Raw genomic sequence first — 23,603 nt, 5'->3', positions numbered from 1 at the left:
TCCGGGCGCCGCGACGCCGCGCCGCCCCGGCCGTCCCGGACCCAACGGGGACACCCTCGTCGCCAGCGGACGCCCCCGCCCCGCACCGCCCGGCCGCCGCGCGCCCAAGCGGCCCCGCCGCCGCCTGCGGACGGTCGTCACCGTCGGCGCGACCGTCGCCGCCTCCGTGCTCGCGATCGGCACCGGCGTCGCGCTCGACCGGCTCGTCCTGCCCGCGCAGAGCCAGGAACGGGCCTCCGCGTCCGACGCGCTGCCCGCGGACCGGCCCGCGCCCTCCCCCTCCGGGCCCGCCGACGCCCCGGCGCCGGACGCGAGCGCCGCGGCGCCCCCCGCCACGGAGGAGCCGCCGCCGCTCAAGACCATGAGCGCCCCGCCGACCCCGACGCCCGAGCCGTCCACGTCCCGTCCCCGGCGCAGCGAGGCGCCCACCCGCGCGCCGTCCCCCGGCGGGCCGGGCGGCTCGCCGGAGAGCCCGCAGCCGCTCCGGACGACCGCCCCGTCGTCCGCGGAGCGCGCGGTGATCGCGCTCACCAACGCCGAGCGCGCCGACGCCGGCTGCGCCCCGCTGCGGACGGACGAGCGGCTGATGACCGCGGCCGAGCGGCACTCCGCCGACATGGCCGCCAACGGCTACTTCAGCCACACCTCCCAGAACGGCGACACGCCCTGGGACCGCATGGAGGCCGCCGGATACCCCAGCCCCGGCGCGGAGAACATCGCCAAGGGCTACGGCAGCGCCGAGGCCGTCGTGCGCGGCTGGATGAACAGCCCCGGGCACCGCCGCAACATCCTGAACTGCGACCTCCGGGCGATCGGCGTCGGCATGGTCGACGGCCGCGGCGGCAGGCTGTGGACCCAGAACTTCGGCTGGAAGTGACCCGTCCGAGGTTCGGTATGGTCCACCCCATGGGTTACCCGGGTGATCAAGGCAGTTCCGGCGGCCGCGCCCCGTGGCCGCCGCAGTCGCCGTACGGTCCCGGAGACGACCGTCCGTACGACGGCCCACCGCCCCACGACGCCGGATTCCCGCCCCCGGACGACCGCGGATTCGGCCCCGCGCCCGGCCGCGACCGGTACGAGCAGGACCGGTACGAGCAGGACCGGTCCCGGGAGGAGCGCCCGCGCCGGCGGCGCCCGCTCGTCATCGGCGCGGCCGTCGCCGCCGCAGTCGTCCTCGTCGGCGGCGGCGTCGCCCTCTCGTCCGTGCTGGGCGGCGGCTCCGAGGCCCCGGCCGCGGCCGACCCCCCGGCCCCCTCGACGACCCCGCCCACCCCGACCCCCTCGGTGACGCTCGCGCCGGTGAAGCTCCGGAGCCGCACCACCGACCCGTCGCCGCTGACGCTCAAGGAGGTCTTCGGCAACGGCGAGTTCGAGATCGACGACCACGAGTACGCGCGCACGGCCTGGAACTCCGAGGAGAAGTGCACCAGCGTCGTCGGCGGCGCCGCGCTGGACGCGGCCGTCAAGAAGGGCGGCTGCACCCAGGCGCTGCGCGCCACCTACGCGATCAGCGGCGGCGCGCTCATCGGGACGCTCGGCGTCCTCAACCTCGAGACCCAGGCCCACGCGGAGGCCGCCGAGAAGGCCGCGACGGCCGACGACGCGTACCTGCTGGCCCTCCCCGGCAAGGGCATCACGAAGACGAACGGCAAGGGCGTCGCGCTCGGCACCGCGAAGGCCCGCGGCCACTACCTGGTCATGACCTGGGTGCAGCGCCCCAGCGGCAAGGCCATCTCGAAGCGCCACCACGACACCGTCCGGGTGTTCGGGGACGAGATCTACAGGGGCAGCAACCTCGCGCTGGCCCTGCACTACAGAGAAACCGAAGGCAAACCCCTCCAGAAGTGACCGGTTTGAATACCCTCTCTGCTTATGTCTGGACCTGAAGACACCCGGGAGACGGGCGGGGCGGCGGACTCGTCCGCCGCCACCGCCTCCCCCGCGCCGCCGAGCTTCGGCGGCGCGCCTCCCCCGGCCGGCGATCCGGCCGGTCCGCCGGCCGGCGGGACCGAGGCGCCCCCGGCCCCCCGGCTCCCCCCGTTCGGCCTCGAGGCCCCCTGGTGGGCGGCGGACTCGACCGAGGAGGCCCCCGCACCGGCGGCGGCCGACGACACCGCACCGGACGACGCCCCGGACTCGGCCGCCCCGGACGCGGGCGCACCGGACGTCCCCGGCGTGCAGGCGTCCGAGGGCGAGGGCGAGGGCGACGCGCCGGCCGCCGCGCCGCGCGCCGCCGCGGGACGGACGCCCGGCACGCTGGTCGCCGGGGTCGGCATCCCGCGGGTGGACTCCCGCGGCGCCGTCCCCGCCGAGCCGCTGGTGCCCCCGACGCCGTCCACGTTCACCGACACCGACCCGGACGGCATCCCGGCGGTCCCGCCCGAGGAGCCCGCACCCGCTCCGGCCCCCGAGCCGGAACAGGCGGTCGTCGCGGCGCCGAACGGGGCCGCCGCACCGCCGCGTGCGCCGAGCCCGCGGCCCGTCCCGTCCGAGGACCGCGCGCCCGCCGCGTTCGAGCGCGCCAAGGAGGCCGAGAAGGCGTCCGCGGCGCCCGTGCTCGTCCCGGACGCGATCCTGCCGCCGGGCGTCCGGCCCCCGAGCGGGGAGAGCGGGGAGCATCCGCAGGCGGGCGCGGGGGGCGCCGGCGAACCACCGGTCGTCGGGCCCGTCCACCACGAGCGGGGCGTGCCGCCCGCCGACGCTCCCCCTCCGCCCGGCGGGACGGGCGGGCCCGGTACGGCCCCGCAGGCCGGGAGAAACCCCACGCCCCGGAAGGACGCGCAGGGCCGCGGGAACAGGCGGACGCTGCTGATCGGCGGCGGCGCGGCGGCCGTGCTGGCCGCGGTGGTCGCGCTGTTCGCCCTCGGCGGGTCATCGGACGACGGCGCCACCCGCGAGGCCGCCGAGCGTCCGGCGGGGACGCCGTCCGCGACGGCGCCGACGCAGCCCGCCCCGCCGCCGCCCGCCCCGGACCCGGCGGCACGGAGGATCGACGACGAGAAGACCGACCCGAAGCCGCTGGAGTTCGCGGAGGTCTTCCCGACGGCGACGATCAACCTCGGCGGGCACGCCTACCGGCTCGACCGCCGCTCCATCAACCGCGACCTGAAGTACGCGGCGAACGGCGCGATGCTGCAGGCGCTGCAGCGGCACCAGTGCCGCAAGATCGTCCGGGCGACGTACCTCGATCCGGGACGCGCCGTCGCCGTCACGTCCGGGATCGCCGTCATGCCGACCAAGGCCGCCGCGCTCGCGGTGAGCAAGTCCGGCGACCCCGCCACGTACGAGTGGTTCCGCGGCATGGCGGGCCGACACACCGCCGCCATGGACCGCGCGGGCGGCTACGCGGCCGCGACCGTCCGCGGCCGGTACGTCGTCTACGCGTACGTGCAGCGCTCCGACGGCTCGCCCGTCCAGCCCGGCGACCGGCTCGTCAAGCAGGTCGCGCAGCAGTTCATCGACCACAACGCGCGCCCGCTGGACGCGCGCGCACGCGGCTGACCCCGGGCGCCGCCCGGCCCCGCCGTCCTCAGGACGGGGCGCCGGGCGGCGCCTCGACGCTCTCCGCCGCCTCCGCCGCCTCGGCGGCGGCCACGGCCGCGGCGGCGTTCAGGGTGCGGACGCGGCGGGTCTCCTGCGCGCGGCGCGCCAGGTCCTCGTCCTCGGGGTAGCGGATCTCCTCCAGCGACAGCCCGTGCGCGGGCGCCACGTTGACCGCCGAGTCCCGGACGCGCGCCGACAGCACCTGCGCGGGCCAGTCGACGTCGCGGCGGCCGTCCCCGACGACCAGCATCGCGCCGACGAGCGCCCGCACCATCGAGTGGCAGAACGCGTCCGCCTCGACGGTCGCGAGCGCGAGGTACGGGTCGCGGTCGTCGCGGGCCCACTCGAAACGCAGCAGCTCCCGGATCGTCGTCGCGCCCTCCCGCTTGCGGCAGAACGCGGCGAAGTCGTGCTCGCCCACCAGCAGCCGCGCGGCCTCGTTGATCCGGTCGAGGTTGAGCGGCCGCGGATGCCACAGGACGTCGTGGCGGCGCAGCGGCTCCACCCCGTTCGGGTTGTCGCACACCCGGTACACGTAGCGCCGCGACAGCGCCGAGAAGCGCGCGTCGAACCCCTCGGGGGCCACCGACACCCGCCACACCCGGACGTCCGGGGGCAGCAGCCCGGCGAGCCTGCGCGGCATCGTCCCGTTGACGGCCGAGTACGCGGCGACGGGCACCACCAGGTGCGCGACCTGGCCGCGCGCGTGGACGCCCGCGTCGGTGCGGCCGGCGACGGTGAGCATGGGGGGCGGGTCGAGACGCAGCATCCGCGCGAGGGCGTTCTCGATGACGCCCTGGACGGTCCGCTGGTTCGGCTGCCGTGCCCAGCCCGCGAAGTCCGACCCGTCGTAGCCGATGTCGAGCCGGAGTCGTACCAGTGCGGTCATGTCAGTCGAACTGTCCTGTCCCTCGCATTCCTCGCCCGTCCTCGTGGGGACCGGGCGCCGCCCTCACCGAACCGGCGGCTGATTAACATGACCATGGACCCAAGTCTGGCAAAGAACCGGGCCCGCCGTCCTGTACCGGACGGCGGGCCCGTTTCAATGTCTTACCGAGAACGGCGGCCCGGAATATTACCGGGTCACTCCTTGCCGGACTCGTCCTTGCCCTCGGCCGCCTCCGCGGACTCGGCCTGCTCGGCCGCGCCGGCGGTGTCCGCGGCGGTGTCCTTGGCGGTGTCCTCCGCCGGCTCCTCCGCGGGCGCGGGGGCCGGGGCGGCGGTCGTGGCGGTCGACGAAGCGGCGGTCAGCTGCTCCTGCACCAGCTCGATCACGGCCATCGGGGCGTTGTCGCCCTTGCGCGGCCCGATCTTGGTGATGCGCGTGTAGCCGCCCGGGCGGTTCTCGAACTTCGGCGCGATCTCGGTGAAGAGTTCGTGCACGACGCCCTTGTCGCGGATCACGCGGGCCACCTGGCGACGGTTGTGCAGGTCGCCCTTCTTGGCCTTGGTGATCAGCTTCTCCGCCAGCGGACGCACCCGCCGGGCCTTGGCCTCGGTGGTGGTGATGCTGCCGTGCTCGAACAGCGCCGTGGCCAGGTTCGCCAGGATGAGGCGCTGGTGCGCGGCGGAACCGCCGAGGCGGGCACCCTTGGTGGGCTTGGGCATGGTGCTTCCTTCCTGCGCCGGCCGTATCAGGTACCGGCGTCAGTCGAGTCCCGGGACGGCCGGGGAACGAGCCCCCGGCCGCCGGGATCTGGTTTCTAGTACTGCTCGGTCTCGGCGTAGCTCTGGTCGTCGTCGCCGTAGTTGTCGGCCGCCGCGCTCGGGTCGAACCCGGGCGGGGAGTCCTTCAGCGAGAGGCCCATGTCGTTGAGCTTCTGCTTGACCTCTTCGATCGACTTGGCGCCGAAATTCCTTATATCCAGCAGGTCCTGCTCGGAGCGGGCGACGAGCTCGCCCACCGAGTGGATGCCCTCGCGCTTGAGGCAGTTGTAGGAGCGGACCGTGAGGTTCAGCTCCTCGATCGGCAGGGCCAGGTCCGCGGCGAGCGCGGCGTCCGTCGGGGACGGGCCCATGTCGATGCCCTCGGCCTCGACGTTGAGCTCCCGGGCCAGCCCGAACAGCTCGACGAGGGTCTTGCCGGCGGACGCGACGGCGTCGCGCGGCAGCATCGACTGCTTCGTCTCGACGTCCAGGATGAGACGGTCGAAGTCGGTGCGCTGCTCGACTCGGGTCGCCTCGACCTTGTAGACGACCTTGAGGACGGGCGAGTAGATCGAGTCGATCGGGATGCGGCCGATCTCCTGGCCGGGCTGCTTGTTCTGCGCGGCGGAGACGTAGCCGCGGCCGCGCTCGACCGTGAGCTCCATCTCCAGCTTCGCCTTGCCGTTCAGCGTGGCGATGCGCAGGTCCGGGTTGTGGACCTCGACACCGGCCGGCGGCGCGATGTCGGCGGCGGTCACCTCGCCCGGGCCCTGCTTGCGCAGGTACATCACGACGGGCTCGTCGTGCTCGGAGGAGACGACGAGCTCCTTGAGGTTCAGGATGATGTCGGTGACATCCTCCTTGACGCCCGGCACGGTCGAGAACTCGTGCAGGACGCCCTCGATCCGGATGCTGGTGACGGCGGCGCCGGGGATCGAGGAGAGCAGCGTACGGCGGAGCGAGTTGCCGATGGTGTAGCCGAAGCCCGGCTCCAGCGGCTCGATGGTGAACCGCGACCGGTACTCGTCGACCTGCTCTTCGGAGAGAGTGGGACGCTGAGCGATGAGCATGGTTGTGCCTTCTTCCCGCGGTGCCCGCTATTTGACGACCGCGATCGGAGTACCTCTGGGGATTGTTCCCCGTTCCGCCGGGATCCCCACCTGCGCGGGGACCCCGGCGGACCCGAGCTCTTACTTGGAGTAGAGCTCGACGATCAGCTGCTCCTGGACGGGAGCGTCGATCTGCTGCCGGACCGGCAGCGAGTGCACGAAGATCCGCATCTTGTCGGCGTCCACGCCCAGCCACGCCGGGACCTGACGCTCGCCCGCCTCGGCCTTGGCGACCTGGAACGGCGTCATCTCCAGCGACTTGGGCTTGACGTCGACGATGTCGGCCTCGCTGACGAGCGCCGACGGGATGTTGACCTTCTTGCCGTTGACCCGGATGTGTCCGTGCCGGATCAGCTGGCGGGCCATGTCGCGGGACTTCGCGAAGCCGCCGCGGTAGACCACGTTGTCGAGGCGGCGCTCGAGGAGGCCGAGCAGGTTGTCACCCGTCTTGCCGTCCTGGCGGTTCGCCTCGACGTAGTAGTTGCTGAACTGCCGCTCCAGCACGCCGTAGATGCGCTTGGCCTTCTGCTTCTCACGGAGCTGGAGCAGGTACTCGGTCTCCTTCGGCCGACCGCGGCCGTGCTCACCCGGCGGGTAAGGACGGATCTCGATCGGGCACTTCGGGCCCTCGCACTTGCTGCCCTTGAGGAACAGCTTCATCTTCTCGCGGCGGCAGAGCTTGCAGTCCGCACCGGTGTAACGAGCCATTGTTCTAGATCTCCCCTGACCTCAGACCCGGCGACGCTTCGGCGGGCGGCAGCCGTTGTGCGGGACGGGCGTGACGTCCTGGATCGAGCCCACCTCGAGGCCGGTCGCCTGCAGCGAGCGGATGGCGGTCTCGCGGCCCGAGCCCGGGCCCTTCACGAAGACGTCGACCTTGCGCATGCCGTGTTCCATCGCGCGCCGGGCGGCGGCCTCGGCGGCCTGCTGCGCGGCGAACGGCGTCGACTTGCGGGAGCCCTTGAAGCCCACGTGGCCCGAGGAGGCCCAGGAGATCACGTTCCCGTTGGGGTCGGTGATCGAGACGATCGTGTTGTTGAACGTGCTCTTGATGTGGGCGTGCCCGTGAGCGACGTTCTTCTTTTCCTTGCGGCGCACCTTCTTGGCGCCGACACGGCTCTTAGGAGGCATCTGCTCTCTCTACTCTCGAGGTCGTCGGACCGCGGCGGGCGGAGCCCGCGGCGGACTACTTCTTGCCGGCCTTCTTCTTGCCGGCCACGGTCTTCTTCTTGCCCTTGCGGGTGCGCGCGTTGGTCTGCGTGCGCTGGCCGTGGACCGGCAGCCCGCGGCGGTGCCGGATGCCCTGGTAGCACCCGATCTCGATCTTGCGGCGGATGTCGGCCTGGATCTCCCGGCGGAGGTCGCCCTCGGTCCGGTAGTTGCCCTCGATCCAGTCGCGCAGCTTGATCAGCTCGTCGTCGCCGAGCTGGTGCACCCGCAGGTCTCCGCTGACGCCGGTGTTCGCGAGGGTCTCCAGCGCCCGCGTCCGGCCGATCCCGAAGATGTAGGTGAGAGCGACCTCGACGCGCTTGTCGCGCGGGAGGTCGACGCCGAGAAGGCGTGCCATGTGGGCAGTTCCTTTCATCGCACGGAGGTATGGACGCATCGCGTCCGCACACACCCTGCCCGGGTGGCGGCCTCGGCCTCCGTCGATCCGAGGGTGGTCCCTTCACACGCCACTGCCGTACGCCCCTGCGGGACGTACGGCTGAACGTGCGAAGACTGCGATGCGCTTGTCGAGCGGGTCGAGCGGCCCTGCGGCCGTCAGCCCTGGCGCTGCTTGTGGCGCGGGTCGGAGCAGATCACCATGACCCGGCCGTGCCGGCGGATGACGCGGCAGTTCTTGCAGATCTTCTTGACGCTCGGCTTGACCTTCACTGGGTCTCCTAGGGCTTAGGGTCACCCCCGCACCGCCACGCGCGAGAGAGGCAACCTCAGTGAATTGGCGCCGCAGGCCGTCGCGGACGGGTCCCGCGGCGCACGTTCACTTGTATCGGTAGACGATCCGACCGCGCGTGAGGTCGTAGGGGCTCAGCTCCACAACGACGCGGTCGTCCGGCAGGATCCGGATGTAGTGCATCCGCATCTTGCCGCTGATGTGGGCGAGCACCTTGTGCCCGTTGTCGAGCTCCACCTTGAACATGGCGTTGGGCAGCGACTCGATGACGGTGCCCTCGATCTCGATGGCCCCTTCTTTCTTGGGCATGTCCTCCGCGCTTCACTGATCGGCTCATTGGACGAACCGGCCCGCTGCGTCCTTCGATGCGATTCTCGGACCGCCGGTGAAGGCGGAAGCCACGGCGATTCAACGCCGGAGATGGGAATCGGGCGGTCGACGACGGACCGACACAGGAGTGTACGTCACCGACCCGCCGAATGCGAAATCAGCGCATGACACGGCTGCGGAGACTGCTCCCATCACAAGCATACCCTGCTGGGGCGTTGGTACCTTTCAGTAGTAGAGACGTCCGAGGAGGATCAGCATGCCGAGCTATGACTTCGCGCTGATCCTCAGTCGTCCCCTCTACGAGGAGGAGCTGGACCCCCTGTTCGACCGCACGCACGGCGCGGTCACGGTGTCCATCATCACCGATCCCCAGCACGCCGAACGTCCCGGCAACGCGTCCTGCACCTGGGAGGGCCCCACCCTCGCCGCGGCGATCATGGAGCTGGTCGAGCACGTCGAGACGAGCGCCCCGGGCCTGCACGTCCTGCAGGTCGAGGCCGACCCGCTGCTGACCATCCGGGACATCGCCGAACGCGTCGGCCGCTCCACCGACTCCGTCCGGCACGCCATCACGGGCGCGCGCGGCGCCACCGGCTTCCCCGCGTCGGAGATGTCGAGCGCGGGCCACCGGCTGTGGCGCTGGTCGAAGGTCGCCGCCTGGTACGGCCTGGACGACCCGCAGCTCGTCGAGGCCAAGCCCACCGTGCAGGCGATCAACGGCTGGCTCGCGCTCCGCGACGTCGTCCCCGACGTCGCCCCCACCCCCGAGGAAGTCACCTCGGCCCTCAGCCTGGTGATCCCCCACGTCGCCTGACCCCGTCCCGCCGCCCGGAGCGCAGTTCCACGGAGCGGAGGCCGACGGGCATGCAGGAAGTCTTCAGGATCCGGGGACTGCACCGATACGGCGTCGAGACCGGGCCGTGATCTTCTTCTCATCGCACCGAGTCGACAGCCCGGCCCGCTGACGACAAGATCGTCCCGCACGGGTCCCGGCGCCGCGGCCGGACGGCGGCCCTCCGGACGTCCGGGCGCCGGTCCGTGGTTTTCTTGCAAGGGGGAGGATCAATGGCGATCATCGCGCAGTTGAGCGACATCCACCTGGCGGCCGGACGGGACGGCGAGGTGGACGACGGCTCGGGCCCGGTGCGCGCGCTGCGGGCGGCGGTGTCCAGCCTGCTCACGCTGCCGGCGCGGCCCGACGCGGTCGTGCTCACCGGAGACCTGGCCGACGGCGGGCTGCCGGCGGAGTACGCCCGGCTGCACGCGCTGCTGTCGCCGCTGCCGATGGCCGTCTACCCGATGCCCGGCAACCACGACGACCGGGACGCGCTGCGCGCCGTGTTCAAGGACCACCCTGCGGTCGCCGCCACCGGGACCGGTCCACAGGCGCCGCTGCAGTACGCGGTGGACGTCGCGGGGGCGCGCCTGGTCTGCTGCGACACCACGGTGGACGGGCACCCGCACGGCCACCTCGACGAGGAGCGGCTCCGCTGGCTGGACGACACGCTCGCGGCGGCGCCCGACACCCCCACGATCGTGGCGACGCACCATCCGCCGTACCCGATCGGCATCCGGTTCATCGACGACATGCGGTTCGTGGACCCCGCGGGGTTCGCGGCGGTGGTCGAGCGGCACCCGCAGATCGTCCGCGTCATCTCCGGGCACGTCCACCGGGGGTCGGTGGGGTCGGTCGGCGGGAAGGTGAGCACGACGTGCCCGAGCACCTACCGGCAGTTGTTCCTCGACCTGACGCGTCCCGGACGGGCCGCGGTCACCGGGGAGCCCGCGGGGTTCGCCATCCACCTCGTGGACGAGCGGGGCTCGGCCACGACGCACTTCGTCCCGACGGGCAACTACCGCCCGCTGATGGACGTCGAGTGATCAGCCGCGCCGCGAGTCCATGATCGTCCGCAGCACGAGGACGGCGGCCCACGGGCCCACGACCCAGATCCACCACGGGTAGACGAACCCGGCCGTCACCCCGATGATCAGCCAGATGGCGAAGTTGAGCCCGCCGACGGCCGCCAGCCCGGCCCACGCGGCGCGCTCGACGCTCACCCCGGTGCCGGCGCGGTGCACCGACAGGTCGGTGCTCTTGGGCTGCGCCGCGGGCACGGGCAGCTCGTAGAGGTCCTCCTCGGGAAGGTCCGCGGTGATCTCGTCGAGCCGGCCGATGGTCCTGGCGCTGTAGACGTCGTCGAGCCGTTCGTGCAGCTCGTCCACGGTGATGCGGCCGAGGGCGCAGTGTTCGCGCAGGCTCGCGGCCACCCGGTCGCGGTCGGCGTCCGATGCCCGCATGTCCGGATTCGGCGCCACGTCAGCTCCCTCCCGAAGCCCCCCGTCTAGGGGGTGTGCGCTTCCAGCTTGGCGAACCACTCCCGGCCCTCGTCAAGAGCGGTCAGCACACGCGGCCCGTCGGGGGTGACGGCGAACGTGTGCTCGAAGTGCGCGGAGGCGCGCCCGTCGGTGGTGATGACGGTCCAGCCGTCGTCCAGTTCGACGGTCTGCTTCGTCCCGAGGTTCACCATGGGCTCGACGGCGAAGCACATCCCGGGCCGCAGCACCGGGCCGTGCCCGGGCGCGCCGTGGTTGGGGATGAGGGGGTCCATGTGCATCTCGGTGCCGATGCCGTGCCCCCCGTACCCCTCGACGATGCCGTAGGGGCCCTGAGAGCGGACGTACGACTCGACGGCATGCGACATGTCGGTCAGCCTGGCCCCGGCGACTCCGGCCGCCAGACCGTGCCACAGGGACGTCTCGGTGACCTCCAGGAGCCGCTTCAGGTCGTCGGTGATCTCCCCGACCGGGACGGTGATCGCGGCGTCGCCGTGCCACCCCCGGACGATCGCGCCGCAGTCGATCGAGATGACGTCGCCCTCGCGCAGCACCTTCCCGGCCCGCGGGATGCCGTGCACGATCTCCTCGTTGACGGACGCGCAGATCGTCCCGGTGAAGCCCTGGTATCCCTTGAACGACGGGACGCCGCCGTTGTCGCGGATGTGCTCCTCGGCGAGCGCGTCGAGGTCCAGGGTGGTGATCCCCGGCTTGACCGCGTCCCGGAGGAGTTCGAGCGTGCGGCCGACCAGCAGGCCGGCGGCCCGCATCAGCTCGATCTGCTCGGCGGTCTTGACCTGGATCGCGGGCCTGCGTCTGAACATCCCTCTCCCAAAACGGCGTCGCCGGGACCGCGAGTGCGATCCCGGCGATCGTGCGGCCGCGCGCGGCCCGGCGTCTCCGCCGTCACTTCTCCGACCGGCGGAGCGCGTCCAGCGCGCGTGCGGTTACCTCGTCGACCGGGCCTGTGGCGTCGATGCGCACCAGAATGCCCTCGTCTCCATAGAACTGCACGATGGGCTCGGTCTGTTCCTTGTACACCTCGAGCCGGTGCCGGACGACCTCTTCCTTGTCGTCGTCCCGCTGGAACAGCCGACCGCCGCAGTCGTCGCAGATGTCGTCCTGCTTGTCGTCGAAGTCGACGTGCCAGATCTTCTCGCACTTCGTGCAGGTGCGCCGGCCCGACAGCCGCCGGACGACCTCGTCCTCGTCCACGACGAGCTCGAGCACGATGTCGAGCCGCACGCCGAACTCGTCGAGGATCTTCTTGAGCGTCTCGGCCTGCGGCACGTTGCGCGGGAAGCCGTCCAGGAGGAAGCCCCCCTGGGCGTCGTCCTCGGCCAGCCGGTCGCGCACCATCGCGATGGTGATCTCGTCGGGGACGAGATCGCCGCGGTCCATGTACTCCTTGGCCTTGCGGCCGAGGTCGGTGCCGCCGCTGACGTTGGCGCGGAAGATGTCACCTGTCGAGATCTTCGGGATGGACAGATGCGATGCGATGAACTGGGCCTGCGTCCCCTTGCCCGCTCCCGGGGGGCCCACCAGGACGATACGCACTACCGGAGGAAGCCCTCGTAGTGATGCTGCTGGAGTTTGCTCTCGATCTGCTTCACGGTATCCAGTCCGACGCCGACGATGATCAGGATGCTCGCGCCCCCGAAGGCGAACTGCTGGGTGGCGTTCAGGAGTGCGAACGCCACCATCGGGATCAGGGACACGATCCCCAGGTAGAGCGCTCCGGGTGTGGTGATCCGGGTCAGCACGTAGTCGAGGTACTCGGCGGTGGGCCGGCCAGGACGGATACCTGGGATGAAACCACCATACTTCTTCATGTTGTCGGCGACTTCAGTGGGGTTGAAGGTGATGGCGACGTAGAAGTACGTGAAGAAGATGATGAAGGCGAAGAACACCGCCATGTGCCACGGGTTGTCCTGCTGGAGGTAGGGCTGGGCCTCCTGCAGCCACTTGGTGTCGGGCCAGAGCTGCGTCGCCAGGACCGGCAGGTACAGCAGCGACGACGCGAAGATGATCGGGATGATGCCGGCCTGGTTCACCTTCAGCGGGATGTAGGTCGACGTGCCGCCGTACATGCGGCGGCCCACCATCCGCTTGGCGTACTGGACGGGGATGCGCCGCTGGGCCTGCTCGACGAAGACGACCCCGGCCATGATGGCCAGGCCGACCGCGATGACGACCGCGAAGACGAACCCGCCCTGCGCCTTGTAGATGCCCCAGAACTGGGCGGGGAAGACCGCGACGACCTGAGTGAAGATCAGGATCGACATGCCGTTGCCGACGCCGCGGTCGGTGATCAGCTCACCGAGCCACATGATCACCGTGGTGCCGGACACCATCACGATCACCATCGTGACGATCGGGAAGATGCCGGTGTCGTACAGGATGTCGCCGCTGCCGGAGATGCCCTGGAAGAGCTGTCCGGTGCTGGCCATCGCCACGATGCCGGTGCCCTGCAGGATCGCCAGCGCGACCGTCAGATACCGGGTGTACTGGGTGATCTTCGTGGTCCCGGACTGGCCCTCCTTCTTCAGGGCCTCCAGTTTGGGGATCACCACCGTCAGCAACTGCAGGATGATGCTCGCGGTGATGTAGGGCATGATGCCCAGCGCGAAGATCGAAAGCTGCAGCAGCGCCCCGCCGCTGAAGAGGTCGACGAGGCCGTACAACTGGCTGCTGTCCCGGGCCGCGTCGGCGGTCTCTCGCAGCACCTGCACGTTCACGTTCGGGGTCGGGATGTTGGACCCAAGCCTGAAGATCAGGATGATGAACAACGTGAAAAGCAGCTTTTTACGCAGGTCAGGCGTACGGAAAGCCCGAGCGAACGCGGTCAGCACCATTCCTCCTGCGCGACTGACGAAATCATGAGGCCGCCGAGGGGCCGGTTACAGGTCCATGCGGTACGGCGGGGACGGCCGTGTGCAAGCTCACGTTAGCCGCCTCGCCGGTGTGACTCTAACAGCAGATGCGAACGGGGCCGCCCCGCCCGGCGCCCGAACCTTCCGGCCCGCGGCGCAAGGCGAAGACGGCCCCCGCATCGAAGGTGTTCCTTCTTACAGCTCGTCGGCGGTTCCACCGGCCGCGGCGATCTTCTCCTTCGCGGAACCGGAGAAGGCGTGCGCCTTCACCTGGACCGCGACGGAGATGTCGCCGGTGCCGAGGACCTTGACCGGACGGCCCGGGCGCACCGCGCCCTTCGCCGCCAGGTCCTCCGCCGTGACCTCGCCGCCCTCGGGGTAGAGCGCGGCGAGCTTGTCCAGGTTCACGACCTGGAACTCGACCCGGTTCGGGTTCTTGAAGCCCTTCAGCTTCGGCACCCGGCGGATCAGCGGCATCTGGCCGCCCTCGAACCCGACGGGGACGGTGCTGCGGGCCTTGGTGCCCTTGGTGCCGCGGCCCGCGGTCTTGCCCTTCGACGCCTCGCCGCGGCCCTTGCGGGTCTTGGCTCGGTTGGCGCCGGGGGCCGGACGCAGGTCGTGCAGCTTCAGGTGCGTGCCCTCGGAACCCGAGGCGTTCTTCTCGAGATCAGCCGCCATGGTCAGTCGACCTCCTCGACAGTGACCAGGTGGGCCACCGTCCGGATCATGCCGCGCACCTCGGGCCGGTCCTCGCGGACCACGCTCTGCCCGATCTTCTTCAGGCCGAGGGTGCGCAGCGTGTCACGCTGGTTCTGCTTCTCGCTGATCACGGACTTCTTCTGCGTGATCTTCAGCTGGCTCATGACGAGGCGACCTCCGCCCGCGGCTCGCTGCCCGCGGCGCGGGCCCGGAGCATGGCCGCCGGAGCGACGTCCTCGATCGGCAGACCGCGCTTGGCCGCGATCTCCTCGGGACGCTTCAGCGCCTTCAGCCCCGCGATCGTCGCGTGCACGATGTTGATCGCGTTGTCGCTCCCCAGCGACTTGCTCAGCACGTCGTGGATGCCGGCGGCCTCCAGGACGGCGCGGACCGGGCCGCCCGCGATGACGCCGGTACCGGGGCTCGCCGGACGCAGCAGGACCTCGCCCGCGGCGTCGCGCGCCTGCACCAGGTGCGGGATGGTGCCCTGGATCCGCGGCACCTTGAAGAAGTGCTTCTTGGCCTCTTCGACGCCCTTGGCGATCGCGGCCGGCACCTCCTTGGCCTTGCCGTAGCCGACGCCGACGGTGCCGTTGCCGTCACCGACGATCACCAGGGCGGTGAAGCTGAAGCGACGACCGCCCTTGACGACCTTGGCGACCCGGTTGATCGCCACGACCTTCTCGATGTACGACTGGCCCTTGTCGGCGCCACCGCGGCGGTCGTCGCGGCGGCCGTCGCGACGGTCGCCACCCTGACCGCCACCACGCCTCTGCGCTGCCATCAGTGGTTCCTCTTCTCGTTCGTCGTGCAGACCATCACAAGGGCCGTCACAGCTGCAGGCCCCCCTCGCGCGCACCGTCCGCGACAGCGGCGATGCGGCCGTGGTACTTGTTGCCGCCCCGGTCGAACACGACGGCGGAGACGCCGGCCTCCTTCGCACGGGCGGCGACGAGCTCGCCGACCTTGCGGGACTTGGCCGTCTTGTCGCCGGAGTCGGCGCGCAGGTCGGCCTCCATCGTCGACGCGCTGGCCAGCGTGTGGCCCTTGTCGTCGTCGATGACCTGGACGAAGACGTGCTGGTTGGAGCGGGTCACGACCAGGCGCGGCCGCGCGGCGGTGCCCACGACCTTCTTGCGGACCCGCAGGTGCCGGCGCCTGCGGGACTTCGCCCGCGCCGACGTGGCCTTCCCGGCCAGGGTCTTGGTGCCTGCCATGACTACTTACCAGCCTTTCCGACCTTGCGGCGGATCTGCTCACCCTCGTAACGCACGCCCTTGCCCTTGTACGGGTCGGGCTTGCGCAGCTTGCGGATGCGGGCGGCGATCTCGCCGACGAGCTGCTTGTCGATGCCCTCGACGGTGAGCTGGGTCGGCTTCTCCACCGTGAAGGTGATGCCCTCCGGGGGCTCGACCGTGATCGGGTGGCTGTAGCCGAGCGAGAACTCGAGGTTCTTGCCCTTGGCCACCACACGGTAACCGACGCCCTGGATGACGAGGGTCTTCTTGTAGCCGTCCGTGACGCCGACCACCATGTTGTTGATCAGCGTGCGGGTCAGCCCGTGCAGGCCCCGGACCTTCTGGATGTCGTTCGGCCGGGTGACCGAGATGACGCCGTCCTCGAGGGTGACCTCGATCGGGTCCGCGACGGTGTGCGAGAGCGTGCCCTTCGGCCCCTTGACGGTGACCGCGCGGCCGTCGATGTTCACATCGACGCCGCTGGGCACGGTGATGGGGGAACGTCCGATTCGCGACATTGTTAGATTCCTCCCCTCACCACACGTAGGCGAGGACTTCCCCGCCCACGCCACGCTTGCCGGCCTGCCGGTCCGTCATCAGACCGGACGACGTCGAGATGATCGCGACGCCGAGTCCGCCCAGGACCTTCGGCAGGTTGTCCTTCTTCGCGTACACGCGCAGACCCGGCTTCGACACGCGCTTGATGCCGGCGATCGAACGCTCACGGGTCGGGCCGAACTTGAGCTCGATCACGAGCTTCTTGCCGACCTCGGCGTCCTCCACGCTCCAGCCCGAGATGTAGCCCTCCTGCTGGAGGATCTCGGCGATGTGCGCCTTGATCTTCGAGTACGGCATCGCCACCTGGTCGTGGTACGCCGAATTCGCGTTCCGCAGACGCGTCAACATGTCTGCGATCGGGTCGGTCATCGTCATGGCCTGCTGGCCCTCCTCGCCACGGTTTCCTCGGCCCGGCGCGGGCCGTGGACCTTTGGCGCGGTCGAGGGCACCCCGCTGGGTGCCCGGTGGTTATTACACGCCGGTTCCGCTCCCCCTCGCGCGGAGGGGGAGACGGTCACCAGCTGGACTTGGTGATGCCGGGCAGCTCGCCGCGGTGGGCCATCTCCCGGAAGCAGATCCGGCACAGGCCGAACTTCCGGTAGACCGAGCGCGGACGCCCGCAGCGCGAGCATCGAGTGTACGCGCGCACGCCGAACTTCGGCTTCCGCGCCGCCTTGGCGATCATCGACTTCTTCGCCATGCTCAGCTCTCCTTGAAGGGGAAGCCCAGGAGCTTGAGCAGCGCCCGGCCCTCGTCGTCGGTCTTCGCGGTCGTGACGACCGTGATGTCCATGCCCCGCGAACGGTCGATCTTGTCCGGGTCGACCTCGTGGAACATGACCTGCTCGGTCAGCCCGAAGGTGTAGTTGCCGTTGCCGTCGAACTGCTTCGGCGACAGACCGCGGAAGTCGCGGATACGGGGCAGCGCCGTGGCGAGCAGGCGGTCCAGGAACTCCCACATGCGGTCGCCGCGCAGCGTGGCGTGCGCGCCGATCGGCATGCCCTCGCGCAGCTTGAACTGCGCGATGGACTTGCGGGCCCGGTTCACGGCGGGCTTCTGGCCGGTGATCGCCGACAGGTCGCGGATCGCGCCCTCGATCAGCTTCGCGTCCTTCGCCGCGTCGCCCACGCCCATGTTGACCACGATCTTGGTCAGGCCCGGGATCTGCATGACGTTCTCGTAGCCGAACTGCTCGCGCAGCTGCCCCGCGATCTCCTCGCGGTAGCGCAGCTTGAGCCGCGGCTGCGGGACGGGTCGTTCGGTCACGGTCTCAGTCATCGGAAGCAGGCTCCTTACCGCCCTTGCCGGCCGACTTGGCGCGGTTCTTGTGCGGGCGGGTGACCCGGACCTTGTTGCCGTCCTCGTCGAACGTGTAGCCGATCCGGACGGGCTCGCCCTTCTCGACGAGCGCGACGTTGCTGACGTGGATCGGAGCCTCGACCTGGACCCGGCCGCTCTCCTTGCCGGCCCGCTGCGCGTCGGCCTTGATGTTCTTGGTGATGATGTTGGCGCCCTCGACGACGACGCGCTCGCGGCTCGGGTCGACGCGCAGCACCTTGCCCGTCGCGCCCTTGTCCTTGCCGGCGATGACGACGACCTCGTCGCCCTTACGGATCTTCATCACAGCACCTCCGGCGCGAGCGAGATGATGCGCATGAACTTCTTCTCGCGCAGTTCGCGGCCCACCGGGCCGAAGATACGGGTGCCCCGGGGGTCGCCGCCGTCCTTGATCAGGACGGCCGCGTTCTCGTCGAAACGGATGTAGGAGCCGTCCGGGCGCCGGCGCTCCTTGCGGGTGCGCACGATGACCGCCTTGACGACATCCCCCTTCTTCACGCCGGCGCCGGGAAGGGCGTCCTTCACCGTCGCGACGATGATGTCGCCGACTCCCGCGTAGCGCCGACCCGAGCCGCCGAGAACCCGGATGCAAAGGATCTCCTTCGCACCCGTGTTGTCGGCGACCTTGAGTCGCGACTCCTGCTGGATCACGTTGACTCCTGTTCGTCACACCGGTTCTGCTCGCTTCGCGGAGCAGCCTGGTGGAACCGGGTAATTACTTGGCCTTCTCGAGGATCTCCACCACGCGCCAGCGCTTGGTGGCCGACAGGGGGCGGGTCTCCATGAGACGGACGCGGTCGCCGACGCCGCACTCGTTGGACTCGTCGTGCGCCTTGTAGTTCTTCGTCCGCCGGATCACCTTGTGGTACTTCGGGTGCTTGACGCGGTCCTCGACGGACACGACGACCGTGCGGTCCATCTTGTCGCTGACCACGAGGCCCTCGAGCACCTTGCGGGTGTTCCGCTGCTTGGTCTGCTCGGTCATTCGTTGCCCTCCACGGCGTCCTCGACCGTGACGATGCCGAGCTCCCGCTCACGCATCACGGTGTAGATGCGAGCGATCTCGCGCTTCACGGTGCGCAGCCGCCCGTGGCTCTCCAGCTGGCCGGTGGCGGCCTGGAAGCGAAGGTTGAACAGCTCCTCCTTCGCCTCCTTCAGCTTGGTCACCAGGACATCGTCCGGCTCGGTCCGCAGATCTTCGGCGGTAAGACCCTTGGCCATCAGGACTCACCCACCTCTCGCTTCACGATCTTGCACTTCATGGGCAGCTTGTGGATCGCACGCATGAGCGCGGCCCGAGCGATCTCCTCGTTGGGGTAGGAGAGCTCGAACATGACGCGGCCCGGCTTCACGTTGGCCACCCACCACTCGACCGAACCCTTACCGGAACCCATGCGGGTCTCGGCGGGCTTCTTGGTCAGCGGGCGGTCCGGGAAGATGTTGATCCAGACCTTGCCGCCACGCTTGATGTGACGGGTCATGGCGATACGCGCGGCCTCGATCTGCCGGTTCGTGACGTACGCGCCCTCGACCGCCTGGATGCCGTACTCGCCGAACGTCACCCGCGTGCCGCCCTTGGCCATGCCCCGGCGCTTCGGGTGGTGCTGCTTGCGGTGCTTGACCTTGCGAGGGATCAGCATGGGTTACTTCAGCTCCCCTCACCCTGCGGAGCAGCCTCGGTCGCCTGCGCGGGCTGCTCGGAACTCTGCTGCTGCTTGTTCGCGCCACCGCGGTCGCCGCCGCGGCCGCCACGGCCGCCGCGCCCGCCGCCACGGCGCTCACGGCGCTCGCCCCGGCCACCGCCGGCGGCGCGCTGCTGGGCGGCCTGCTGCTCGCGCTCTGCGCGGGTCTGCGCGGCCTCGCCCTTGTAGATCCACACCTTCACGCCGATGCGGCCGAACGTCGTCCGGGCCTCGTAGAACCCGTAGTCGATGTCGGCGCGCAGCGTGTGCAGCGGCACCTGGCCCTCGCGGTAGAACTCCGACCGCGACATCTCGGCGCCGCCGAGACGGCCGCCGCACTGCACCTTGATGCCCTTGGCGCCCGACTTCATCGCGGACTGGATCGCCTTGCGCATGGCGCGGCGGAACGCCACACGGCTGGACAGCTGCTCGGCCACGCCCTGCGCGACGAGCTGCGCGTCGATCTCGGGGTTCTTCACCTCGAGGATGTTCAGCCGCACCTGCTTGCCGGTCAGCTTCTCCAGGTCGCCCCGGAGACGCTCGGCCTCCGCACCGCGCCGGCCGATGACGATGCCCGGCCGGGCCGTGTGGATGTTGACCTCGACACGGTCACGGGTCCGCTCGATCTCCACCTTGGAGATGCCCGCCCGGTCCATGCCCTTCTGCAGCATGCGCCGGATCTGGACGTCTTCCTTGACGTAGTCCTTGTAGAGCTTGTCGGCGAACCACACGCTCTTGTGGTCGGTGGTGACGCCGAGACGGAACCCGTGCGGGTTGATCTTCTGACCCACTACCGGGCCCTCCTCGTCTTCTTACCGCCGGTGCCGGCCGAAGCCTCGTCACGCGACTCCACGACCACGGTGATGTGGCTCGTGCGCTTGTTGATGCGGTAAGCCCGGCCCTGGGCGCGGGGACGGAAACGCTTCAGCGTCGGCCCCTCGTCCACCCACGCACGACTGACCACCAGCGTGTCCGAGTCGAGCTTGAAGTTGTGCTCGGCGTTGGCGATGGCACTCGCCAGCACCTTGCCCACCGGCTCACTAGCAGCCTGGGGGGCGAACCGCAGCACCGCCTGAGCCTCCGCGGCGGGCAGGCCGCGGATGAGGTCCACCACGCGGCGGGCCTTCCTGGGCGTGACACGGATGTACCGCGCCTGGGCCCTGGCTTCCATCGCTGTCCCTCTCTCCTACGATCTCTGCTCTGCCGGTCAGCCGCGACGGCTACGGCGGTCTTCCTTGACGTGGCTGCGGAACGTCCGCGTCGGCGCGAACTCGCCGAGCTTGTGCCCCACCATGGCGTCGGTGATGAACACCGGGACGTGCTTGCGCCCGTCGTGCACGGCGATCGTGTGCCCGATCATGTCCGGGACGATCATGGAGCGCCGCGACCACGTCTTGATGACGTTCTTGGTGCCCTTCTCGTTCTGGGCGTCCACCTTCTTGATCAGGTGGTCGTCCACGAAGGGGCCCTTCTTGAGGCTACGTGGCATGACGAGCGACTCCTACCGCTTCTTCTTGCTGCGACGACGGACGATCAGCCGGTCGCTCGACTTGTTCGCCTGGCGAGTGCGGCCTTCCTTCTTGCCCTTCGGGTTCACCGGGTGGCGGCCACCGGAGGTCTTGCCCTCACCACCACCGTGCGGGTGGTCGATCGGGTTCATGGCCACACCGCGGACGGTCGGGCGCTTGCCCTTCCACCGCATACGGCCGGCCTTGCCCCAGTTGATGTTCGACTGCTCGGCGTTGCCGACCTGGCCGACCGTCGCACGGCAGCGCACGTCCACCATCCGCATCTCGCCGGAGGGCATGCGCAGCGTGGCGTACTTGCCCTCCTTGGCCAGCAGCTGGACGCCCGCGCCCGCGCTGCGGGCCAGCTTGGCGCCGCCGCCGGGCCGCAGCTCGATGGCGTGGATGACGGTACCCGTCGGGATGTTGCGCAGCGGAAGGCAGTTGCCCGGCTTGATGTCGGAGCCCGGCCCGTTCTCCACCCGGTCGCCCTGCTTCAGGTCGCGGGGGGCGAGGATGTAGCGCTTCTCGCCGTCCGCGTAGTGCAGCAGCGCGATGCGCGCGGTGCGGTTCGGGTCGTACTCGATGTGCGCGACCTTCGCCGGGACGCCGTCCTTGTCGTGCCGGCGGAAGTCGATCACGCGGTACGCGCGCTTGTGCCCGCCGCCCTGGTGCCGGGTGGTGATCCGGCCGTGGTTGTTGCGGCCGCCCTTCTTCGGGAGCGGCTTCAGCAGCGACTTCTCGGGCTCGCGGCGCGTGACCTCGACGAAGTCGGCCACGCTCGACCCGCGACGACCCGGAGTGGTCGGCTTGTAGTTACGGATGCCCATCTTTTTCGTTCATCCCTTGTCTTCTTCGAGGCCCCGGCCCGTTAGGCCGTGCCGCCGAAGATGTCGATCCGCTCGCCCTCGGCCAGGCTGACGATGGCGCGCTTGGTGTCCTTGCGCTTGCCGAAGCCGTACCGGGTGCGCTTGCGCTTGCCCGGACGGTTGAGGGTGTTCACGTTCGTCACCTTGACGTTGAACACCTCCTCGACGGCCTGCCTGATCTGCGTCTTGTTGGCGTCCGGGCGGACGATGAACGTGTACTTGTTCTCGTCCAGCAGCCCGTAGCTCTTCTCCGAGACGACCGGCGCGATGATGACGTCGCGGGGGTCGGCGATCCTCGCCATTTCCTGCCCCCTCCTTACTTCTTCGCCGCGCGCGAGATGAACTCGTCGTACGCCTTCTGCGTGAAGACGACGTCGTCGTTCACCAGCACGTCGTAGGTGTTGAGCTGGTCGGAGACGAGAAGGTGCACGCTCGGCTCGTTGCGCAGGCTCTTCCAGGTCAGCTCGTCCTCGCGGTCCACGACCACCAGGACGCGCTTGGCCTCGGTGACCGAGCGCAGCGCCGTCAGCGCCGTCTTCGTCTTCGGCGCGTCGCCCTCGATGAGGTGGTCGACCACGTGGACCCGGCCGTAGCGGGCGCGGTCGGACAGGGCGCCGCGCAGCGCGGCGGCCTTCATCTTCTTGGGCGTCCGCTGCGTGTAGTCACGCGGCTGCGGGCCGTGGACGGTGCCGCCGCCGGCGAACTGGGGCGCGCGGGTCGAGCCCTGACGGGCGCGGCCGGTGCCCTTCTGCCGGTACGGCTTCTTGCCACCGCCGCGGACGTCGCCGCGGGTCTTCGTCGCGTGGGTGCCCTGCCGAGCGGCCGCCTCCTGCGCCACCACGACCTGGTGGATCAGCGGGACGCTGGTCTTGGCGTCGAAGATCTCGGCGGGCAGGTCGATGTCGAGCTTGGAGGTCACTTGCCCGTCCCCTTCACTGCGTCGCGGACCAGGACCACGCCGCCGTTGGGACCGGGGACCGCGCCCTTGATGAGCAGCAGGCCCTTCTCCTCGTCGATGGCGTGCACGGTCAGGTTCTGCACGGTCGTCCGGGCGTTGCCGTGCCGACCCGCCATGCGGAGGCCCTTGAAGACGCGACCGGGGGTCGCGCAGCCGCCGATCGACCCCGGCGAGCGGTGCTTGCGCTGGGTGCCGTGCGAGGCGCCGAGGCCCTTGAAGCCGTGGCGCTTCATGACACCGGCGGTGCCCTTGCCCTTGCTCGTACCGGTAACGTCGATCTTCTGGCCGGCCTCGAAGACGCTGGCGGTGATCTCCTGGCCGAGTTCGTACTCGGTGTCGCCCCGGAGCTCGACGAGGTAGCGGCGCGGCGTGACGCCGGCCTTCTCGAAGTGCCCCGCCCGCGGCTTGTTCACCTTCCGCGGGTCGATCTGCCCGTACCCGATCTGGACCGCCGTGTAGCCGTCCTTCTCCTGGGTCTTGAGCTGGGTGACGACACAGGGCCCGGCCTGGACGACGGTCACCGGAACGATCCGGCCCTCATCGTCGAAGACCTGGGTCATGCCGAGCTTCTCGCCCAGGACGCCCTTCCTCTGCTCACTCATTCTAGGTGCGTCCCTCAGAGCTTGATCTCGATGTCAACGCCGGCCGGAAGGTCGAGGCGCATCAGCGAATCGACCGTCTTGGGCGTCGGGTCGATGATGTCGATCAGCCGCTTGTGCGTGCGCATCTCGAAGTGCTCGCGGCTGTCCTTGTACTTGTGCGGCGAGCGGATGACGCAGTACACGTTCTTCTCGGTCGGCAGCGGCACCGGGCCCGCGACCTTGGCGCCAGTCCGCGTCACCGTCTCAACGATCTTCTTCGCGGAGGTGTCGATGACCTCGTGGTCGTAGGCCTTGAGCCGGATGCGGATCTTCTGTCCCGCCATGGTGGCCTCGGTGTCCTTTGCTGTAGTGCCGCTGTTACTTCAGGATTCGTGACGAGGCGGCCCGGCCGGCAGGTGTGCGCGGCCGGGCCGCCGCGTCG

The 23,603-nt window shown here is 70.2% G+C and carries 38 protein-coding genes; 5 read left to right on the top strand and 33 right to left on the bottom strand.

The features are described 5' to 3' along the window. From ACFQ11_RS18015 to ACFQ11_RS18005, 3 genes are all read left to right on the top strand, one after another. A partial coding sequence (locus ACFQ11_RS18015) for a CAP domain-containing protein (protein ID WP_378299937.1) occupies window positions 1-877 on the top strand: 877 nt, incomplete at its 5' end. 29 nt (window positions 878-906) lie between these two features. After that, entirely contained in the window at window positions 907-1,848 is a 942-nt protein-coding gene (locus tag ACFQ11_RS18010) for a hypothetical protein (protein ID WP_378299935.1), read from the top strand. 24 nt (window positions 1,849-1,872) lie between these two features. Then, window positions 1,873-3,501 carry a hypothetical protein gene (locus ACFQ11_RS18005; protein WP_378299933.1) on the top strand — a complete coding sequence of 543 codons (1,629 nt, stop codon included), beginning with the start codon at window positions 1,873-1,875 and terminating at the stop codon, window positions 3,499-3,501. Window positions 3,502-3,529: 28 nt separating this feature from the next. Here the strand turns inward: ACFQ11_RS18005 and truA are convergent, their stop codons facing one another. From truA to infA, 8 genes are all read right to left on the bottom strand, one after another. Then, window positions 3,530-4,432, bottom strand: coding sequence for a tRNA pseudouridine(38-40) synthase TruA (truA, locus tag ACFQ11_RS18000; protein ID WP_378299931.1), 903 nt, complete (start codon window positions 4,430-4,432; stop codon window positions 3,530-3,532). 194 nt (window positions 4,433-4,626) lie between these two features. Next, entirely contained in the window at window positions 4,627-5,151 is a 525-nt protein-coding gene (gene rplQ, locus ACFQ11_RS17995; protein ID WP_378299929.1) for a 50S ribosomal protein L17, read from the bottom strand. 95 nt (window positions 5,152-5,246) lie between these two features. Continuing rightward, window positions 5,247-6,260 (bottom strand): DNA-directed RNA polymerase subunit alpha, encoded by a 1,014-nt coding sequence (locus ACFQ11_RS17990; RefSeq protein WP_378299927.1) that lies wholly within the window; start codon window positions 6,258-6,260, stop codon window positions 5,247-5,249. Window positions 6,261-6,380: 120 nt separating this feature from the next. After that, complete coding sequence (gene rpsD / locus ACFQ11_RS17985) at window positions 6,381-7,007, bottom strand: 30S ribosomal protein S4 (protein ID WP_378299925.1); 627 nt, start codon at window positions 7,005-7,007, stop codon at window positions 6,381-6,383. Between the two features lie 21 nt (window positions 7,008-7,028). After that, entirely contained in the window at window positions 7,029-7,430 is a 402-nt protein-coding gene (gene rpsK / locus ACFQ11_RS17980; RefSeq protein ID WP_021596710.1) for a 30S ribosomal protein S11, read from the bottom strand. A 55-nt stretch (window positions 7,431-7,485) separates the two neighbouring features. Then, window positions 7,486-7,866 (bottom strand): 30S ribosomal protein S13, encoded by a 381-nt coding sequence (rpsM, locus tag ACFQ11_RS17975; protein ID WP_378299923.1) that lies wholly within the window; start codon window positions 7,864-7,866, stop codon window positions 7,486-7,488. Window positions 7,867-8,063: 197 nt separating this feature from the next. Beyond that, window positions 8,064-8,177 carry a 50S ribosomal protein L36 gene (gene rpmJ / locus ACFQ11_RS17970; RefSeq protein ID WP_026404072.1) on the bottom strand — a complete coding sequence of 38 codons (114 nt, stop codon included), beginning with the start codon at window positions 8,175-8,177 and terminating at the stop codon, window positions 8,064-8,066. 106 nt (window positions 8,178-8,283) lie between these two features. Then, on the bottom strand, window positions 8,284-8,505 hold the full coding sequence (gene infA / locus ACFQ11_RS17965) for a translation initiation factor IF-1 (RefSeq protein WP_034519601.1): 222 nt from the start codon (window positions 8,503-8,505) through the stop codon (window positions 8,284-8,286). Between the two features lie 277 nt (window positions 8,506-8,782). On the opposite strand from infA, the gene ACFQ11_RS17960 reads away from it, so the two are divergent. Together ACFQ11_RS17960 and ACFQ11_RS17955 are read left to right on the top strand one after the other, a co-directional pair. Further along, entirely contained in the window at window positions 8,783-9,340 is a 558-nt protein-coding gene (locus ACFQ11_RS17960; protein WP_378299920.1) for a hypothetical protein, read from the top strand. A 251-nt stretch (window positions 9,341-9,591) separates the two neighbouring features. Beyond that, the gene (locus tag ACFQ11_RS17955; protein WP_378299918.1) at window positions 9,592-10,407 is read left to right on the top strand and encodes a phosphodiesterase; all 816 of its coding nucleotides are present in this window, start codon (window positions 9,592-9,594) and stop codon (window positions 10,405-10,407) included. On the opposite strand, the gene ACFQ11_RS17950 is transcribed toward ACFQ11_RS17955, so the two are convergent. The 25 genes from ACFQ11_RS17950 to rpsJ all read right to left on the bottom strand — a co-directional run bounded on the left by ACFQ11_RS17950 (window position 10,408) and on the right by rpsJ (window position 23,505). Continuing rightward, window positions 10,408-10,842 (bottom strand): DUF1707 SHOCT-like domain-containing protein, encoded by a 435-nt coding sequence (locus ACFQ11_RS17950; protein WP_378299916.1) that lies wholly within the window; start codon window positions 10,840-10,842, stop codon window positions 10,408-10,410. A 26-nt stretch (window positions 10,843-10,868) separates the two neighbouring features. Next, window positions 10,869-11,684: a type I methionyl aminopeptidase gene (gene map / locus ACFQ11_RS17945; RefSeq protein ID WP_378299914.1), complete on the bottom strand. Its 816-nt coding sequence runs from the start codon at window positions 11,682-11,684 to the stop codon at window positions 10,869-10,871. A gap of 82 nt (window positions 11,685-11,766) precedes the next feature. Then, on the bottom strand, window positions 11,767-12,417 hold the full coding sequence (locus tag ACFQ11_RS17940; RefSeq protein WP_378299912.1) for an adenylate kinase: 651 nt from the start codon (window positions 12,415-12,417) through the stop codon (window positions 11,767-11,769). Then, the gene (secY, locus tag ACFQ11_RS17935; protein WP_378299944.1) at window positions 12,417-13,712 is read right to left on the bottom strand and encodes a preprotein translocase subunit SecY; all 1,296 of its coding nucleotides are present in this window, start codon (window positions 13,710-13,712) and stop codon (window positions 12,417-12,419) included. Before secY ends, ACFQ11_RS17940 begins: the two co-directional genes overlap by 1 nt. A 216-nt stretch (window positions 13,713-13,928) precedes the next feature. Then, entirely contained in the window at window positions 13,929-14,411 is a 483-nt protein-coding gene (gene rplO, locus ACFQ11_RS17930; RefSeq protein ID WP_378299910.1) for a 50S ribosomal protein L15, read from the bottom strand. Between the two features lie 2 nt (window positions 14,412-14,413). After that, window positions 14,414-14,596 carry a 50S ribosomal protein L30 gene (gene rpmD, locus ACFQ11_RS17925; protein WP_026404064.1) on the bottom strand — a complete coding sequence of 61 codons (183 nt, stop codon included), beginning with the start codon at window positions 14,594-14,596 and terminating at the stop codon, window positions 14,414-14,416. Then, a complete protein-coding gene (rpsE, locus tag ACFQ11_RS17920) occupies window positions 14,593-15,216 on the bottom strand; it encodes a 30S ribosomal protein S5 (protein ID WP_075894470.1) in 624 nt (207 codons plus the stop codon). The genes rpmD and rpsE overlap by 4 nt, the downstream gene beginning before the upstream one ends. A gap of 46 nt (window positions 15,217-15,262) precedes the next feature. Further along, window positions 15,263-15,649, bottom strand: coding sequence for a 50S ribosomal protein L18 (gene rplR, locus ACFQ11_RS17915; protein ID WP_378299907.1), 387 nt, complete (start codon window positions 15,647-15,649; stop codon window positions 15,263-15,265). 2 nt (window positions 15,650-15,651) lie between these two features. After that, on the bottom strand, window positions 15,652-16,188 hold the full coding sequence (rplF, locus tag ACFQ11_RS17910; protein ID WP_378299905.1) for a 50S ribosomal protein L6: 537 nt from the start codon (window positions 16,186-16,188) through the stop codon (window positions 15,652-15,654). 16 nt (window positions 16,189-16,204) lie between these two features. Next, window positions 16,205-16,603, bottom strand: a complete 399-nt coding sequence (gene rpsH / locus ACFQ11_RS17905) for a 30S ribosomal protein S8 (RefSeq protein WP_378299903.1) — start codon at window positions 16,601-16,603, stop codon at window positions 16,205-16,207. Between the two features lie 139 nt (window positions 16,604-16,742). Continuing rightward, window positions 16,743-16,928: a type Z 30S ribosomal protein S14 gene (locus ACFQ11_RS17900; protein WP_067889223.1), complete on the bottom strand. Its 186-nt coding sequence runs from the start codon at window positions 16,926-16,928 to the stop codon at window positions 16,743-16,745. Window positions 16,929-16,930: 2 nt separating this feature from the next. After that, window positions 16,931-17,506: a 50S ribosomal protein L5 gene (gene rplE, locus ACFQ11_RS17895; RefSeq protein WP_051301106.1), complete on the bottom strand. Its 576-nt coding sequence runs from the start codon at window positions 17,504-17,506 to the stop codon at window positions 16,931-16,933. Then, window positions 17,499-17,849, bottom strand: a complete 351-nt coding sequence (rplX, locus tag ACFQ11_RS17890) for a 50S ribosomal protein L24 (protein ID WP_378299900.1) — start codon at window positions 17,847-17,849, stop codon at window positions 17,499-17,501. The genes rplE and rplX overlap by 8 nt, the downstream gene beginning before the upstream one ends. Beyond that, window positions 17,849-18,217 carry a 50S ribosomal protein L14 gene (gene rplN, locus ACFQ11_RS17885; RefSeq protein WP_026404058.1) on the bottom strand — a complete coding sequence of 123 codons (369 nt, stop codon included), beginning with the start codon at window positions 18,215-18,217 and terminating at the stop codon, window positions 17,849-17,851. The genes rplX and rplN overlap by 1 nt, the downstream gene beginning before the upstream one ends. A 64-nt stretch (window positions 18,218-18,281) precedes the next feature. Next, complete coding sequence (rpsQ, locus tag ACFQ11_RS17880; RefSeq protein ID WP_378299897.1) at window positions 18,282-18,551, bottom strand: 30S ribosomal protein S17; 270 nt, start codon at window positions 18,549-18,551, stop codon at window positions 18,282-18,284. Continuing rightward, window positions 18,548-18,787: a 50S ribosomal protein L29 gene (gene rpmC / locus ACFQ11_RS17875; RefSeq protein ID WP_026404056.1), complete on the bottom strand. Its 240-nt coding sequence runs from the start codon at window positions 18,785-18,787 to the stop codon at window positions 18,548-18,550. The genes rpsQ and rpmC overlap by 4 nt, the downstream gene beginning before the upstream one ends. Next, window positions 18,787-19,206: a 50S ribosomal protein L16 gene (rplP, locus tag ACFQ11_RS17870; protein ID WP_075894463.1), complete on the bottom strand. Its 420-nt coding sequence runs from the start codon at window positions 19,204-19,206 to the stop codon at window positions 18,787-18,789. The genes rpmC and rplP overlap by 1 nt, the downstream gene beginning before the upstream one ends. A gap of 8 nt (window positions 19,207-19,214) precedes the next feature. Next, complete coding sequence (gene rpsC, locus ACFQ11_RS17865; RefSeq protein WP_378299894.1) at window positions 19,215-20,039, bottom strand: 30S ribosomal protein S3; 825 nt, start codon at window positions 20,037-20,039, stop codon at window positions 19,215-19,217. Beyond that, the gene (rplV, locus tag ACFQ11_RS17860; protein ID WP_378299892.1) at window positions 20,039-20,419 is read right to left on the bottom strand and encodes a 50S ribosomal protein L22; all 381 of its coding nucleotides are present in this window, start codon (window positions 20,417-20,419) and stop codon (window positions 20,039-20,041) included. Before rplV ends, rpsC begins: the two co-directional genes overlap by 1 nt. Window positions 20,420-20,455: 36 nt before the next feature. Then, a complete protein-coding gene (gene rpsS / locus ACFQ11_RS17855) occupies window positions 20,456-20,737 on the bottom strand; it encodes a 30S ribosomal protein S19 (protein ID WP_030176138.1) in 282 nt (93 codons plus the stop codon). A gap of 12 nt (window positions 20,738-20,749) precedes the next feature. Then, a complete protein-coding gene (gene rplB, locus ACFQ11_RS17850; RefSeq protein WP_026404051.1) occupies window positions 20,750-21,583 on the bottom strand; it encodes a 50S ribosomal protein L2 in 834 nt (277 codons plus the stop codon). A gap of 41 nt (window positions 21,584-21,624) precedes the next feature. Further along, window positions 21,625-21,924, bottom strand: a complete 300-nt coding sequence (rplW, locus tag ACFQ11_RS17845) for a 50S ribosomal protein L23 (protein WP_378299889.1) — start codon at window positions 21,922-21,924, stop codon at window positions 21,625-21,627. Window positions 21,925-21,938: 14 nt separating this feature from the next. Beyond that, entirely contained in the window at window positions 21,939-22,541 is a 603-nt protein-coding gene (rplD, locus tag ACFQ11_RS17840; RefSeq protein WP_378299887.1) for a 50S ribosomal protein L4, read from the bottom strand. Beyond that, window positions 22,538-23,182, bottom strand: a complete 645-nt coding sequence (gene rplC / locus ACFQ11_RS17835) for a 50S ribosomal protein L3 (RefSeq protein ID WP_378299885.1) — start codon at window positions 23,180-23,182, stop codon at window positions 22,538-22,540. The genes rplD and rplC overlap by 4 nt, the downstream gene beginning before the upstream one ends. Window positions 23,183-23,196: 14 nt before the next feature. Next, complete coding sequence (gene rpsJ / locus ACFQ11_RS17830) at window positions 23,197-23,505, bottom strand: 30S ribosomal protein S10 (RefSeq protein ID WP_018657599.1); 309 nt, start codon at window positions 23,503-23,505, stop codon at window positions 23,197-23,199. Between the last annotated feature and the right edge of the window lie 98 nt (window positions 23,506-23,603).

Origin of the sequence: Actinomadura sediminis, from assembly GCF_042675525.1 — a bacterium.
In the GTDB taxonomy this organism is placed as follows: Bacteria; Actinomycetota; Actinomycetes; order Streptosporangiales; family Streptosporangiaceae; genus Spirillospora; species Spirillospora sediminis.
This window is presented reverse-complemented; position numbering and strand designations above follow the sequence as displayed.

Coding starts and splice junctions, on each gene's coding strand:
- ACFQ11_RS17955 (WP_378299918.1), top strand. CDS start 9,592: ATGGCGATCATCGCGCAGTTGAGCGACATCCACCTGGCGGCCGGACGG.
- rpsM (WP_378299923.1), bottom strand. CDS start 7,866: ATGGCACGCCTTCTCGGCGTCGACCTCCCGCGCGACAAGCGCGTCGAG.
- ACFQ11_RS18005 (WP_378299933.1), top strand. CDS start 1,873: ATGTCTGGACCTGAAGACACCCGGGAGACGGGCGGGGCGGCGGACTCG.
- rplW (WP_378299889.1), bottom strand. CDS start 21,924: ATGGCGAGGATCGCCGACCCCCGCGACGTCATCATCGCGCCGGTCGTC.
- map (WP_378299914.1), bottom strand. CDS start 11,684: ATGTTCAGACGCAGGCCCGCGATCCAGGTCAAGACCGCCGAGCAGATC.
- rpsE (WP_075894470.1), bottom strand. CDS start 15,216: ATGGCAGCGCAGAGGCGTGGTGGCGGTCAGGGTGGCGACCGTCGCGAC.
- rpsH (WP_378299903.1), bottom strand. CDS start 16,603: ATGACGATGACCGACCCGATCGCAGACATGTTGACGCGTCTGCGGAAC.
- rplF (WP_378299905.1), bottom strand. CDS start 16,188: ATGTCGCGAATCGGACGTTCCCCCATCACCGTGCCCAGCGGCGTCGAT.
- rpsD (WP_378299925.1), bottom strand. CDS start 7,007: ATGGCTCGTTACACCGGTGCGGACTGCAAGCTCTGCCGCCGCGAGAAG.
- infA (WP_034519601.1), bottom strand. CDS start 8,505: ATGCCCAAGAAAGAAGGGGCCATCGAGATCGAGGGCACCGTCATCGAG.
- ACFQ11_RS17960 (WP_378299920.1), top strand. CDS start 8,783: ATGCCGAGCTATGACTTCGCGCTGATCCTCAGTCGTCCCCTCTACGAG.
- rplV (WP_378299892.1), bottom strand. CDS start 20,419: ATGGAAGCCAGGGCCCAGGCGCGGTACATCCGTGTCACGCCCAGGAAG.
- rplC (WP_378299885.1), bottom strand. CDS start 23,182: ATGAGTGAGCAGAGGAAGGGCGTCCTGGGCGAGAAGCTCGGCATGACC.
- rplQ (WP_378299929.1), bottom strand. CDS start 5,151: ATGCCCAAGCCCACCAAGGGTGCCCGCCTCGGCGGTTCCGCCGCGCAC.
- rplP (WP_075894463.1), bottom strand. CDS start 19,206: ATGCTGATCCCTCGCAAGGTCAAGCACCGCAAGCAGCACCACCCGAAG.
- ACFQ11_RS18010 (WP_378299935.1), top strand. CDS start 907: ATGGGTTACCCGGGTGATCAAGGCAGTTCCGGCGGCCGCGCCCCGTGG.
- rpmC (WP_026404056.1), bottom strand. CDS start 18,787: ATGGCCAAGGGTCTTACCGCCGAAGATCTGCGGACCGAGCCGGACGAT.
- rplB (WP_026404051.1), bottom strand. CDS start 21,583: ATGGGCATCCGTAACTACAAGCCGACCACTCCGGGTCGTCGCGGGTCG.
- ACFQ11_RS17990 (WP_378299927.1), bottom strand. CDS start 6,260: ATGCTCATCGCTCAGCGTCCCACTCTCTCCGAAGAGCAGGTCGACGAG.
- rplR (WP_378299907.1), bottom strand. CDS start 15,649: ATGGCAGGCACCAAGACCCTGGCCGGGAAGGCCACGTCGGCGCGGGCG.
- truA (WP_378299931.1), bottom strand. CDS start 4,432: ATGACCGCACTGGTACGACTCCGGCTCGACATCGGCTACGACGGGTCG.
- rplO (WP_378299910.1), bottom strand. CDS start 14,411: ATGGCGGCTGATCTCGAGAAGAACGCCTCGGGTTCCGAGGGCACGCAC.
- ACFQ11_RS17900 (WP_067889223.1), bottom strand. CDS start 16,928: ATGGCGAAGAAGTCGATGATCGCCAAGGCGGCGCGGAAGCCGAAGTTC.
- rpsK (WP_021596710.1), bottom strand. CDS start 7,430: ATGCCTCCTAAGAGCCGTGTCGGCGCCAAGAAGGTGCGCCGCAAGGAA.
- rpsJ (WP_018657599.1), bottom strand. CDS start 23,505: ATGGCGGGACAGAAGATCCGCATCCGGCTCAAGGCCTACGACCACGAG.
- rplX (WP_378299900.1), bottom strand. CDS start 17,849: ATGAAGATCCGTAAGGGCGACGAGGTCGTCGTCATCGCCGGCAAGGAC.
- rpsQ (WP_378299897.1), bottom strand. CDS start 18,551: ATGACCGAGCAGACCAAGCAGCGGAACACCCGCAAGGTGCTCGAGGGC.
- rpsS (WP_030176138.1), bottom strand. CDS start 20,737: ATGCCACGTAGCCTCAAGAAGGGCCCCTTCGTGGACGACCACCTGATC.
- rplE (WP_051301106.1), bottom strand. CDS start 17,506: ATGACTGAGACCGTGACCGAACGACCCGTCCCGCAGCCGCGGCTCAAG.
- rpmD (WP_026404064.1), bottom strand. CDS start 14,596: ATGAGCCAGCTGAAGATCACGCAGAAGAAGTCCGTGATCAGCGAGAAG.